Below are 12,856 nucleotides of genomic sequence, written 5' to 3'. Positions count from 1 at the left end.
AACGAAATGCCAAGGCCTTTACGGCTACTTCTAATGATTAACAATTAGAATTTAGCTCCAACTTCTTTCAGAACGGCTTCAATGCCTTTCTTGTTGATCGTACGGATCGCTTGCGTCGAAAGTTTGATCTGAACCCACTCACCCGTAGAAGGAATGAAGAATTTTTTCGTTTGCAGGTTCGGATAGAATTTCCGCTTCGTTTTGTTGTTGGCATGCGAGACGTTAAAACCCGTCTGCGTCTTCTTGCCCGTGATTTGACAAACCCGTGCCATAATAGTATTTTTTATTAGTTATCAGTAGACCGAATAAATCGGCTTTAATTTCTTGAGAATCAGCCCGGTAAGAGCAGTTCTGTAAAACGAGTCGCAAAGATAGCTTTTTCGTGGGAATCAGCCAAATACAGCCCGAAAGTTTTGCATTTATTTTAATCCCCTCACCGACGATTCCTGCTCCGTGTCCAGGTTGGCCAAGTACAAATGTTGCGTTGGCAGGGCAAAGGCTACGTCCATTTTTTTCAGCTCTTCGTAAATCCGGATATTGACTCGCTGATGTACGTTCATGTATACGGTATAGTCAGCATCCAAGACGAAGTAAACGATCTCAAATTCAAGGCCGTACGCTCCGTAATTGAAGAAATGAGCCCGGTCAAACCGCACGGGACTTTGTTCTTCTACGACCTGCTTGAGCATGGCTGAAATCGCGGTGAGTTTCTCGGGAGGCGTACTGTAATTCACCTGAATTTTAAACAGTACCCGCCGCTGCTGCATATTCTTGTAGTTATGAATTCGCGAGCCCGTCAAGTCACTATTGGCAAACACCAGCATTTCCCCCGAAAGACTTTTAATCCGGGTCGTTTTCAGGCCGATGTAATCCACGACTCCCATCTTGGTATCAATGATGATGAAATCTCCGACCTCAAAGGGCCGATCAAAGAAAATGACGAAGTAATTGAATACGTCACCCAGGATGTTCTGGGCCGCCAGAGCAATGGCAATACCCCCAATACCCAGACCGGCAATAATGGTGGAGACGTTGTAGCCGAGGTTATCAATCAGAAAGAGAATGCCCAGAATCCAGATGACACTGTTGATGATGAGCATCAAACCACCCATCTGCTTGACCTTCTCCTCCCCCTGTTGCTGTTTGCGGAGATTGGCCTGTAAAACCAGCAAGATCGTCGAGGACAGAATACGTATGATCAGGATTGTAATGATGATGGTGGTAATCATCGTTACGATCTTATCGACCTTTCGAGACAGACGAATAAAATCCAGGGCAAAGTAAATGACGGCAAAATTCAGGGCTGGAATCCCAAAGCGGTCCATACTATCCACCAGATAATCGTCCAGATTGCTCTTGGTTCGGCTGGTCCACTGGCGTAGCTTTCCTAAGACTCCTTTCTTGAACAAACGTACCAGCACGATTCCCAACAGAATAATACCCAGCGTAATGAGATAATCCTGTACGGTATTTCGCCAGTAGACCCGCTGTAAAAAATCCAGATTGAAATTCATGTGTTCTCTGTTTGTTGGGAAAAAGGCCTTTATCTCTTTAACCCAAACGAGCGCCCGCTTGTTGTTATTGATTCAATTTTTGGGGGAGACTAGGCTAGCCCTCTCCCAACCCTTGCGTTAGGTAAAGCGAATGTAAATACCCATACGCCAACGGAGCTTCTTACCCACGGAGATCAGATCCCTCGTCTTTTTAGGGCTTTACTGGTTTAACGCCACGGTAACCGTTATTTTTTTTCAGGCTTGGAAAAAAATTTTTGAGCATAAAAACAGGGTTTATCCCTGCTCTATCCAGTCCCGTACCTTGCTAATAAACATTTATCAATACATGGATACTAACCAATAAACGGGCATTAAATCCACAATATTTATCCAAAAAGCATACTAAACGTATAGTAGTAGTATTTTTTTATCCCACTCTTATTTTTACTTATCCTATCCGAAACTAAATTTTATAAACAAGCACTTACCTGAAATCAAGTACCTGTACTTTGTAGTACAATTACTACTAAAATATTTTTAAGTATTATTTGTTTTTTTATTTAAAATTCATCTAGTAGCTTGGCACCATAATCCAACATTAATACTCAATTAATCACCTACGTTATGCATCAATTATCTACTTACTTCTCTGATTCTGCTCTTCTTTGGATCTATCAGCCTGTTCAGCGGCCGTAGCTTTTTGCGGCTGAAACGCGTAAGCGAGCTACGGCTTGCGACTCGCCGTTGCTGATCAGGCACACGTGTGCCCTTTTCATTCTCTTACCAACGGGTTGTGGCTTTTTACTACCCTCGGTTTCCAATGCCTCTACCGACCTGTACCAACGCTATCCAATCAACGTATATAAATTACCGTAAGCAACCGTTTAACTCAAATCTACACGTATCAATGAAAGCAAAACAACTCCTGGGCACGGCCTGCTTTGTAGCAGCCCTTTTTACCTCTTCCAGCCTGTTCGCTCAGGTAAAAGTGGGAACTAATCCCACTACAATTGAATCCACTTCCAATCTGGAAGTAGAAGCTTCTACTTCGGGCCGTAAGGTTAAAGTAGATAAGACCACTGGCCAGATGACCATTGCCGATGGTACGCAGGGGGCCGGTAAATTGCTCACTTCCGATGCCAATGGAGGAGCGAGCTGGAAATCTATTGACAACCTGCGAATTCCTGAAACCATATGGATTGGCCAACAGTCTGGCACTTATACCGTAACTCCTTGGGAAGGTGTTCACAATGTAGTAAAAGACCGGATACCCCTTGTTCCCCGCACTGGCTCAATAGCTGGTTATAATACAACTACTAAGCAATACACTATTCAGGAAAGTGGGTATTATCGAATCCATGCGGGTGGAAACGTCGCCGGTACTGTTTCTGATCCTGCTCGATATGCTTTGGTACACTTTTACATTGGCTTTAATGGGGGACCTGGAGTTTTAATGCTCTATGACAAAGTTTCTACGGGTAATCGGCCTTATTTAACTGTTTTCTGGGAGGGATATCTAACTGCTGGATCCACCTACAACGTTTTTATTAATAATTTGACAGCATCAGGTAATGTTAGTGATGCCCAAAACATCAACGTAACGAGTGCCTTTATGTCCGTTACCAAGCTCTTCTAAGCCTATTTACTAATTGTCAGTATCCATACTATCATTTAAGCGTACAATTTTTATAAGCCTCTATTCAGAGGTCAGCCTTCCGTGCTACAATCTCTTTCAAAAACCAATTATCACCCATTCCAATGACACCCAAACAACTACTCAGCACGGGCTGCTTTTTCGTAGCCTTTATGTCCTCTGCTACGCTATTCGCTCAGGTAAAAGTGGGCTCTAACCCGACCACGATTGGCTCTAATTCTAATCTGGAAGTTGAAGCGACGAATGGCAATAAAACCGTCGTTCAAAAAGACAACGGTAATGTCGGTATTGGTACGGCGACACCGGGGGCAAAACTGCACGTAGCGGGCAATCAGATTTTGGGACAAGCGACTGCTTTGAACTCTATTTCAGCCACTTCGCAAGTGGTGCGGGATAATTCGACGGGCGAATTAAAGGTGTTACAAAACGCTCCGAATAACTCGTTTCCTATTTCAAACGTCACGTATACCATCAGTAACGTACAAAAAGATTGGCTTGGTGATTTTGATACCAAAATCAATAGTTCGCAGTACGTAGTCATTATAACCGGAATAATCTTCGGCAAGACCAATCTGATACCTTCGGGCAATTTACCTGGTTATAACCCATTGAATTATCGGGCCTTTGTGGGGGGCAGTACCTGGCACCTTTCGGCGGATTATAATGGTGGTACCACCGCTGATAACTTAAACGGGACCTGGGTAATCAACTGTCTGGTAATTAGTAAAGCTATCCTTCAGCAATTACCCGAACAGACGGCAGATTTAGGTGGTACGAATACCGGAGCCGCCGCCGCCTCCCCCGCTGGTTTGTAATCAGCGAAGCTTAGTACCTCGCTTTTACTATTCATTCAACCAAATCCACCATTTCCAATGGCACCCAAACAATTACTCGGCACAGCCTGCCTTGTAGTGGCTCTGCTGACCTCTTCCAGCCTGATGGCTCAGGTGAAAGTCGGCACGAACCCAACTACGATTGAAACCAACTCCAATCTGGAAGTAGAAGCCTCTACCTCGGGCCGTAAGGTTAAGGTCGATAAGACTACGGGCCAGATGACGATTGCCGATGGTACGCAGGGAGCGGGGAAAGTGCTCGGTTCCGATGCCAATGGCGGAGCGAGCTGGCAATTGCCTCTTGTAGGTTCTTTAGTTAATGCTAATACCCTGGGGACTACGCAAACCATTACGGAAACGGTCAATTAGGTTAGGGTCTATTCCGGTGGAAATATAACTTTCCCCGAAGCAGGTACTTACATTATTTATGGAACCTATTGGATACCCTTTGGCTCTACCACTAGCTATACGGATGCCCGGCATTGTTTTATAAATCTAGGCTTTTCGAGCAGTGCCACAACGTATACCCAAGTGGGATTATCGTCTCAATGGCGGTATGTCCCTGCCCAAGCTAATGCTAACTCCATCCCTTCTGTTAAAATAACGGTTACGAAAGGACAAACGCTGTATGCGTGGTTCTTCACGGGTTATTTCCAAGGCAATATCTACTTAACTGATCTGTACGCCGTTGGGCCCTTCTAATACAAGAGCTTGAACGTAAGCAACAAATAACTGATCTTTTAATGAGGGTAGAGTCGACGAATTTTATTTAAAATATTCTCATAGCACATCATGAAAAAACAATATTTACCAGCCTTAACGGGTTGTCTGGCTGTGTTCTGCCTGATGGCTTCCAACCTAAGTACCTTTGCTCAGCAAGGTTCTCAGGGTAATACTACCATCTTCGGTGGTGCTCAAATGACCGTCTTTGGTGCTCACAACTTTGCCAATGGGGGTTCCGGCGTTCAGCCCGGTATTGTCAACACCATCCGCACGGCTCCCTACGGCGTGCTGAACTTTGGTACGGCGGCTACGTCCAGTGGAGCTTCCGATGCAGCCCACGTCGATGGTTACGTTCAAAAGTTTGGTACGACTTCGTTTGTCTTCCCCGTGGGCGACAACGGCCAGTACGGACCCTTTGCCGCCGCCGCCGATGGCACCACCGGAGCCTACTTCCACGTCGACCCTTCTTCGGCCATCACCTCCATGGTCGGCGGCGGTAACTATCCCGTCCTGCCCACGGGAGGGCCCTTTGCTACTTCCAGCAAAGCCACCGACGTCACCACCGTCAGCACCAAGGAATACTGGGACATCGACGGCACCAATGCCACTAAAATCACCCTCACCTGGGACGCCATCAGTGACGTCACCACCCTGACCGGCAGCAGCCTCACCAAGCTCGGCATCGTCGGCTGGAACGGGGCCCAGTGGGTCAAAATCCCCGCCACCGTCGATGCCACCTCCATTCTGGGCGGCACCAGCTCCCTAACGGCGGGTTCCATCACCACCAATACGGCCCTGGCCCCTAATACCTACACGGCCTACACCCTGGCATCGGTCGTCAATGCCGTGCCCGACTTGACCCCGGCCCAGTTCTTCTCCAACTCCTCGCTCAACGTTGGGGATTCCATGGACTACGTGCTCACCGTCAGCAATGTCGGTCCCGTGGCCACCAGCGGACTCATTGAATTCTTCGTTTCCCGCTTTGGCTCGGCCACCGGCTTAACCATCACCCTGAGCACGGCCTCCAGCCTGACCATCGATGGGGATGAGTTTATCCTCAATAACAACGAATTCGACATCACCACCACCACGGGCCGCTTCAGCTTCGCTTCCAAAGCCGGCGTGAGCATCCCTTCCCTGGGCTACAAAAACATCGGTTTTACCGTCACCCGCACGGGCGGTGAACCCGGTTCGACCAACAACACCGCTACCATCATTAACAACACCGGTGGTGGCGAAACCCCCGTCAACAACAACACCATCGCCAACCCTATTACCAAGCTTTAATTTAATTTGCTATGAAAAAGCTCACTCTCTTTACCTGGTTTTTGTTGCTGGGTACATTCCTGCAAGGCTACGCTCAATCGGGCGATTTAGAAGTCGTTTCCATTGACCCGGCCAAGTCCCCCCTCTCGGTGGGCGAAACCTCGGAGTTGATTCTGGCCGTCAATCAAAACGGTCCCCAGGACTTGCCCACGGGCTCGGCCCGGGTAACGATTTCGATGGACACCCGCTACACCAACTGGGTGACGCCGCTGACCATTACCGACGAATGCGGGGGCATCTGGACGCTGCAAACCACGAATGTGACGGGTACCACGGCCCAGATTCAGATTCGCAACAACGGCGGTCCGCTCACCTTTCTGGCCGAATGTATCATTCACATTCCCATCCAGGCCGTGGCCGTAGGTAAGGGTTCCATCACGGTAGGTTCGACCGTCTTTGGTCCGGGCGTAAGTGACCCCAATGGCACCAACCAGGGAGCCAATAGTGCGGTGAACGTGATCGGACCCACTCCGGTCACGCTGGGCAGCTTCGTGGCCAGCAAAGAAGGGCTGAGTGCTCAGCTGGGCTGGGTGACCTTGCAGGAGAAAAACACGAAAAGCTTCGAAGTCGAGCACAGTCTGGATGGACGCAGTTGGCGGCAGCTGGGTTCGGTAGCAGCGGTGGGTAACAGCCTGACCCAGCAGCGCTACAGCTACCAGGACACCGACCCGGCCAACGGGCTAAATTACTACCGCTTGCGGATGGTGGACTTGGATGGTCACACCGAGCTGTCGCGATCGCAGAGTCTGTCGTTTGAGCGGGGCCTGCAAGCCAGCGTATATCCCAATCCGGCGGTGGATTATCTGACCCTGGAGGTCAAGGATATCAGCAAGGTAGCCAGTGTGCAGATTCTCTCGACGACGGGCAGGGCGGTTTACGAGAGTGCGGCTCCCGCCACTCAGGTCAAGGTCAGCAGTCTGACCAAGGGTCTCTACCTGGTCCGCTTCCAGTTCAAGAACGGTTCCACCGAAACCTATAAAGTCATTAAGCAATAAGTACTAGTGTATGATATACCTACCGCTGGCAGAGCTAAACTTCTGCCAGCGGTAGATTCAGACTGCGATAGAAGCCATCTTTGATGGTAACTACTCATTTCCTATCCAACCCCATACTTATGAGTCATTTTACGCTTCCCACCTCGGTTATTTCGGCTCCCTCCCGTCGGGTTATTCATCGCCTGCGGAAGGGAAACCGTACAGGAAAAGGCTTATTATTGATTACGGGTTATGATTACTTTTTAACCAAACGGGATTATAAACGCCTTTTACCCCAATACGAAGAAGTTATTCTGGTGCCTCGGCATACTGACGACGAGTATTTGTTGAATGTGATTCTATACCCCATTCTCAGTAAATACGCCTTGATTCATCTGGTGGCTAATCCAGAGTACGATCAGCAGCACCATCAGGTTTACCAGTTTATGGTCAAACAGAGTAAGATGATTCGAGTCAGTACCATCACTGATTTCTGCGAACAGATGCTAGGGAAAGTGTACATTGCTCAAAACGCCCACGAACGCACCTTTACGAACGATTTACCCGTTTTTAGACCTGGGATTCGCGTTTTGAAGAAAGGCATGGACGTGCTGGCATCGATCTTCTTTTTGTTTTTTACCTCTCCATTCTGGGTCTGGTGTGCCCTTCGAATTAAGCAACAGTCACCGGGACCTGTTTTCTACCGGCAAGCCCGCGTTGGACGACAGGATCAGGAGTTTTACTGCGTCAAGTTTCGCTCCATGCGACTGGATGCCGAGGTAGCTGGAGCGGCCTTCTCCAGTAAAAAGGATCGTCGTACCTTCCCTTTTGGAGCGTTCATGCGAAAAATTCGACTGGATGAATTACCCCAGTTTCTCAATGTACTCAAGGGTGAAATGTCATTGGTAGGTCCTCGTCCGGAACGTAAGGTATTTACCACTTCTTTTGAGAACCAGATTCCGCATTACCAAACCCGTCATCAGGTGAAACCGGGCATTACAGGCTACGCCCAGATCTGTTATCCGTACGGAGCAGGCGTAAAAGATGCTCGTCATAAACTCATGTATGATCTTTATTACATCAAGCACTGGAGCATTCGGTTGGAAGCCTATATCCTCTGGCGTACGGTGATTACCGTTATTACGAAACAGGGATGCTAACTCCTAAGACCCACCCTATATGTCCGAAGAAACCCTCCGAATTATTCTGATTCTTTGCATCGCCTTCGTTGTACAGTGGGTTGATCAAAAGCGAAGAAAACGAAAAAAAGTTACTAGTCCCGTTTTGATACCCAAACCTACCTTATCCAGACTTTACCGACATTCGCTACGGATGAAGCAACTTCGCCAAACCGTACGTACTCCCTCTTCCAGGCGATACCAGACGAAAGAAATAGTTACTTATAAGATCTAGTAAGCGGGTACTTCTCTGTCATTTCAGGGAAGTACCCCTTTTACTTGTATACGTGACCTAGTCTTCTGCTTCTAGTTCAAAAATACTCTCCAAGGGCTTTTCGAAGTAACGGGCAATTTTAAGGGCCAGTACCGTAGAGGGTACGTACTTGTTCGCCTCAATGGCATTGATCGTCTGGCGGGACACCTGTACGGCTTCGGCCAGCGTAGCCTGCGTAATATCTTTGATTGCCCGCTCGACACGAATGGTGTTTTTCATAAGCTTCTTGATTCTCCCGGTAATGGACGCAACGCCTATACGAGGGGCATCATGTTGCGTCTGAATAGCAGGGGTTTAATGTATAAAATCCAGTTAAACCGGATGACAAAGAAGGCTAAAGCCGTAAAAACGTTGTAAATCAAAATGCTTAGATAGGCTCCATTGTATACCAGTAGAGTGGCCAGAATGATTAGCAACGCATTAATCATGACGCCCCACTGCAGGGATTCGAGCCGTACCTGTGCTACCCATTCATCTTCTTTCCGTTCTTTGGAGAAAGCCACCAGCACAAGGCCAAGGGTCAGCCCTACCGTGATGATTTCATCCAGCAGGTTATTTTGCGTATTGCCCAAAAGCTCCGCATCCCAGGTCAATTTCTGAGGAATATGAATCGTAAGCCAGTCAACCGACTTTTCCAGATTCGGGAAATAGGTCTCCCGAAACATGTAAATAATCCCCAGAATCAAAAAGCAAAAAGTCAGGCCCCAGCCTAAAGCCTTGGCCCAGTGCGGAAAAAGAAATCTCGTTTTCATAGGTAATAGATCCGTTAGTAGAGTGGAAACTAATTTTTACTAAATGTAAAGTATACATTACTTTATGACAAAATAGTATGTCAATTATTTTTATAGACCATAAAAAAAACGCTGGCAGGGCTTGAGCCTCACCAGCGTTCGAGTATATACAAATGATTCGTCCTTACGCTACGACTTCCACCTTCACACCCAGTTCTGCTTCGTCCAGTTCGACGGCTACACTGTCGGCCAGCGTATCGAGCAGGTTCAGACTCAGGGCCTGTACTTCGGTGCAAATGTATTCGCGGTTCGTTTCCAAAGCCGTTTTTACCAATGCTTCAGTCGTAGTCACCGAAATGGCAATCTTATCGGCTACTTCGAAACCACTATCTTTCCGCAGGTTCTGAATCCGGTTGACAAACTCACGGGCGATTCCTTCGTACCGCAGTTCTTCCGAAATGCTTACATCCAGCGCTACCGTCAGTCCGTTTTCCTGAGCGGTCAGGAAGCCCGGCAGATCTTCCGTCAGGATTTCCACGTCGCTTAACGTGATTTCATGGGTACCGCCTACGGTCAGCGTACCGGCTTTTTCCAGCTCGGCAATATCGCTCGTGGTCATGGCCTGAATACCGGCAGCTACTTCCTTCATTTTTGGACCGAATTTGGGGCCCAATGCTTTGAAGTTTGGCTTCACCTTTTTGTTCAGTACACCGGAAGCATCATCGAGTAACTCGACCGACTTTACGTTCACCTCGGCCTTGATGAGTTCCTCAACCCGAGCCAGCCGTTGTTTCGTGAATTCGTTGAGCACCGGTACCAGTACCCGCGAAAGCGGTTGCCGTACCTTGATTTTATTAACTTTGCGGATGGAGTGTACCAGCGAAGAAACCCGCTGAGCCAGTTCCATCGACGCTTCCAGTTCCAGATCAATGTAATGCTGATTTGCCGCCTGCAAGTCCGTCAGATGTACGGAAGGGTACTGCAAGGCAGAACCATTGGCTACGGCCGCTTGGCGAACGCCTTCCGTCAGGTTACGGTACAGCCAGTCGGCATAGAACGGGGCAATCGGTGACATCAGCTGCGACACTTTCAGCAGACATTCCTGCAAGGTTTCAAACGCCGCCCGTTTGTCAGCGGTCAGTTCACCTTTCCAGAAACGTCGGCGTGACAGACGCACGTACCAGTTCGACAAATGATCGGATACAAACTCCTGAATGGCCCGACCTGCTTTCGTCGGTTCATAGTCGGCGTAGAAACCATCTACATCTTTGATGAGCGAATGGAGTTTTGAAAGAATCCAGCGGTCCATTTCGCTCAATTGCTCGTACGGTACCCGATTGCTTTCGTCCAGGGTATAGCCGTCGAGGTTAGCGTACAGAGCAAAGAAGTTATACGTATTCGTCAACGTACCGAAGAATTTGTTCCGTACTTCGGTAACGCCTTCCAGGTTAAAACGCAGGTTGTCCCAGGGATTCGAGTTGGTAATCATGTACCAGCGAATCGGGTCCGTACCATACTTGGCCAGCGCTTCGAACGGGTTCACGACGTTGCCTTTCCGCTTCGACATTTTCTCGCCGTCCTTATCGAGTACCAGACCCGTTGAGACGACGTTTTTGAATGCTACCGAGTTATTCAGCATGCCTGAAATCGCGTGCAACGTAAAGAACCAGCCCCGGGTTTGATCCACGCCTTCGGAGATAAAATCGGCCGGATAGCTTTTTTCAAAGATATCCTGATTTTCGAAGGGGTAATGCCACTGCGCGTAGGGCATCGCTCCTGAATCGAACCATACATCAATCAAATCGGACTCACGGTACATCACCTTACCAGAAGCCGATACCAGGAAGATGTCGTCTACATACGGCCGGTGCAGATCAAACTCGCCCGTACCCACTTTGGCCAGATAGCCTTCGTTGGCGGTCTGTTGTTCCGCACTCAGACTGTCGGATTTCAGAGAGTGTTCCAGGGCGGCTTTCAACTCGGCAATCGAGCCAATACAAACTTCTTCCCCGTCTTCGCTCCGCCAGATGGGCAGCGGCGTTCCCCAGTAACGGCTCCGGCTCAGGTTCCAGTCAACCAGGTTTTCCAGCCAGTTGCCGAAACGACCCGTACCCGTACTTTCGGGTTTCCAGTTGATGGTTCTATTCAGCGCTACCAGTTCGTCTTTTTTCGCCGTTGTCCGGATAAACCAGCTATCAAGCGGGTAATACAGTACAGGTTTGTCCGTCCGCCAGCAGTGCGGGTAGGTGTGGTCAAACTTCTGAACGTTAAAGGCTTTGTTTTCCGTTTTCAACAAGATGCCGATGCGTTCATCGACCGACAGGTATTTGTCGCGGCCCTGCTTTTCACGTTCGGCTTCTTTCTGTTCGTCGGACAGGTATTGTTCCTTTACAAACTCACCCGCAAAATCCGTCACCTCCGCTACGAAGCGACCCCGTTTATCCACGAGAGGTACGTCTTTCCCGGTTTCATCCTTCACCATGATGGCGGGGATACCGTTTTGCTGCGATACCCGGAAATCGTCCGCTCCAAAGGTAGGAGCTGTATGTACAACACCCGTACCGTCTTCCGTCGTCACGAAATCACCCATGATGACGCGGAACGCCGGACTTTCGGGTTGTACGTAAGGCATCAGTTGTTCATACTCGATGCCTTCCAGGTGTTCGCCTTTCAAATCCATCAGGACTTTCCAGGGAATGAGTTTGTCCCCCGGCTGATAGGCCAGCAAATCGCCGTCTTTTCCTTTTTCGGGGAAATAGCCACTCACCCGATCTTTCGCAAGGATGACGTTGATCGGCAAATGCGTATAGGGATTATACGTCTGGATTAACTGGTAGTTAATGTTTTTACCCACCGTCAGGGCTGCGTTGGAAGGCAGCGTCCAGGGCGTGGTCGTCCAGGCCAGGATATAGACATCATCGCTATCGGCCGTATCGAAGAGGTAACCCGATTTTCCGGTCAGTTTTACTTTAAACTGGGCGACGATGGATACGTCCTTGATTTCCTTGTACGTACCCGGCTGGTTGAGCTCATGCGAGCTCAGGCCCGTACCCGCCGCTGGCGAGTAGGGCTGAATGGTATATCCTTTATAGAGCAGCCCCTGGTTATGCAATTGCTTGAGCAAATGCCAAACGCTCTCAATGTATTCGTTATGGTAGGTCACGTACGGACTTTCCAGATCGACCCAGTACCCCATTTTTTCGGTCAGGTCATTCCACTGGTCCGTGTACCGCATGACCGTTTCCCGGCACTTGCGGTTGTATTCCTCTACACTGATTTTCTTACCGATGTCTTCTTTGGTGATGCCCAGCTCTTTTTCCACCTGTAACTCAATGGGCAGACCGTGCGTATCCCAGCCACCTTTCCGTTTGACCTGGCGACCTTTGAGGGTTTGGTACCGACAGAAAATATCTTTAATCGACCGAGCCATCACGTGGTGGATACCCGGCGTACCGTTGGCCGACGGGGGTCCTTCAAAAAACGTAAAGCTGGGCTTACCTTCCCGCAGTTCAATCGATTGCTCGAAAATCCGGTTGTCTTTCCAGAATTGCCGGACTTCGTCGGCGACAGCGGCGTAATCGAGATTTTTGTATTCGGGGAAATTCATAGATGCTATGGTATGGAAACAAAAGACTAGATCTACCTATCAACACTGATACTTGTGTACTTC

At 48.8% G+C, this 12,856-nt stretch carries 11 protein-coding genes; 6 read left to right on the top strand and 5 right to left on the bottom strand.

All coding sequences use genetic code 11. The features are described 5' to 3' along the window. Positions 1-44 precede the first annotated feature (44 nt). Together rpmB and C5O19_RS17225 are read right to left on the bottom strand one after the other, a co-directional pair. The gene (gene rpmB, locus C5O19_RS17230; RefSeq protein WP_094812054.1) at positions 45-272 is read right to left on the bottom strand and encodes a 50S ribosomal protein L28; all 228 of its coding nucleotides are present in this window, start codon (positions 270-272) and stop codon (positions 45-47) included. Positions 273-419: 147 nt separating this feature from the next. Further along, entirely contained in the window at positions 420-1,514 is a 1,095-nt protein-coding gene (locus tag C5O19_RS17225; RefSeq protein ID WP_104714649.1) for a mechanosensitive ion channel family protein, read from the bottom strand. Between the two features lie 886 nt (positions 1,515-2,400). Between C5O19_RS17225 and C5O19_RS17220 the strand changes: the two genes are divergently transcribed. The 6 genes from C5O19_RS17220 (at position 2,401) to C5O19_RS17195 (ending at position 8,163) form a co-directional block, all read left to right on the top strand. Further along, the gene (locus C5O19_RS17220; RefSeq protein ID WP_104714648.1) at positions 2,401-3,129 is read left to right on the top strand and encodes a hypothetical protein; all 729 of its coding nucleotides are present in this window, start codon (positions 2,401-2,403) and stop codon (positions 3,127-3,129) included. Positions 3,130-3,251: 122 nt separating this feature from the next. Next, complete coding sequence (locus tag C5O19_RS17215) at positions 3,252-3,962, top strand: hypothetical protein (RefSeq protein WP_104714647.1); 711 nt, start codon at positions 3,252-3,254, stop codon at positions 3,960-3,962. 57 nt (positions 3,963-4,019) lie between these two features. Beyond that, positions 4,020-4,349: a hypothetical protein gene (locus C5O19_RS17210; protein ID WP_104714646.1), complete on the top strand. Its 330-nt coding sequence runs from the start codon at positions 4,020-4,022 to the stop codon at positions 4,347-4,349. Positions 4,350-4,772: 423 nt separating this feature from the next. After that, on the top strand, positions 4,773-5,990 hold the full coding sequence (locus C5O19_RS17205; protein ID WP_104714645.1) for a hypothetical protein: 1,218 nt from the start codon (positions 4,773-4,775) through the stop codon (positions 5,988-5,990). An 11-nt stretch (positions 5,991-6,001) separates the two neighbouring features. Continuing rightward, the gene (locus C5O19_RS17200; RefSeq protein ID WP_104714644.1) at positions 6,002-7,024 is read left to right on the top strand and encodes a T9SS type A sorting domain-containing protein; all 1,023 of its coding nucleotides are present in this window, start codon (positions 6,002-6,004) and stop codon (positions 7,022-7,024) included. A gap of 119 nt (positions 7,025-7,143) precedes the next feature. Beyond that, the gene (locus C5O19_RS17195; protein WP_104714643.1) at positions 7,144-8,163 is read left to right on the top strand and encodes a sugar transferase; all 1,020 of its coding nucleotides are present in this window, start codon (positions 7,144-7,146) and stop codon (positions 8,161-8,163) included. A gap of 310 nt (positions 8,164-8,473) precedes the next feature. Here C5O19_RS17195 and C5O19_RS17190 read toward each other — a convergent pair whose 3' ends face one another. From C5O19_RS17190 to ileS, 3 genes are all read right to left on the bottom strand, one after another. Beyond that, entirely contained in the window at positions 8,474-8,674 is a 201-nt protein-coding gene (locus C5O19_RS17190; protein WP_104714642.1) for a helix-turn-helix transcriptional regulator, read from the bottom strand. A 35-nt stretch (positions 8,675-8,709) separates the two neighbouring features. Next, a complete protein-coding gene (locus tag C5O19_RS17185; RefSeq protein ID WP_104714641.1) occupies positions 8,710-9,207 on the bottom strand; it encodes a hypothetical protein in 498 nt (165 codons plus the stop codon). A 163-nt stretch (positions 9,208-9,370) separates the two neighbouring features. Then, a complete protein-coding gene (ileS, locus tag C5O19_RS17180) occupies positions 9,371-12,793 on the bottom strand; it encodes an isoleucine--tRNA ligase (RefSeq protein WP_104714640.1) in 3,423 nt (1,140 codons plus the stop codon). Between the last annotated feature and the right edge of the window lie 63 nt (positions 12,794-12,856).

Source organism: Siphonobacter curvatus, from assembly GCF_002943425.1.
Taxonomy (GTDB): Bacteria; Bacteroidota; Bacteroidia; order Cytophagales; family Spirosomataceae; genus Siphonobacter; species Siphonobacter curvatus.
This window is presented reverse-complemented; position numbering and strand designations above follow the sequence as displayed.

Excerpts from the sequence above, each read along its gene's own strand:
- C5O19_RS17215 (WP_104714647.1), top strand. The coding sequence starts at position 3,252 with ATGACACCCAAACAACTACTCAGCACGGGCTGCTTTTTCGTAGCCTTT.
- C5O19_RS17185 (WP_104714641.1), bottom strand. The coding sequence starts at position 9,207 with ATGAAAACGAGATTTCTTTTTCCGCACTGGGCCAAGGCTTTAGGCTGG.
- C5O19_RS17205 (WP_104714645.1), top strand. The coding sequence starts at position 4,773 with ATGAAAAAACAATATTTACCAGCCTTAACGGGTTGTCTGGCTGTGTTC.
- C5O19_RS17195 (WP_104714643.1), top strand. The coding sequence starts at position 7,144 with ATGAGTCATTTTACGCTTCCCACCTCGGTTATTTCGGCTCCCTCCCGT.
- C5O19_RS17220 (WP_104714648.1), top strand. The coding sequence starts at position 2,401 with ATGAAAGCAAAACAACTCCTGGGCACGGCCTGCTTTGTAGCAGCCCTT.
- C5O19_RS17190 (WP_104714642.1), bottom strand. The coding sequence starts at position 8,674 with ATGAAAAACACCATTCGTGTCGAGCGGGCAATCAAAGATATTACGCAG.
- rpmB (WP_094812054.1), bottom strand. The coding sequence starts at position 272 with ATGGCACGGGTTTGTCAAATCACGGGCAAGAAGACGCAGACGGGTTTT.
- ileS (WP_104714640.1), bottom strand. The coding sequence starts at position 12,793 with ATGAATTTCCCCGAATACAAAAATCTCGATTACGCCGCTGTCGCCGAC.
- C5O19_RS17210 (WP_104714646.1), top strand. The coding sequence starts at position 4,020 with ATGGCACCCAAACAATTACTCGGCACAGCCTGCCTTGTAGTGGCTCTG.
- C5O19_RS17200 (WP_104714644.1), top strand. The coding sequence starts at position 6,002 with ATGAAAAAGCTCACTCTCTTTACCTGGTTTTTGTTGCTGGGTACATTC.
- C5O19_RS17225 (WP_104714649.1), bottom strand. The coding sequence starts at position 1,514 with ATGAATTTCAATCTGGATTTTTTACAGCGGGTCTACTGGCGAAATACC.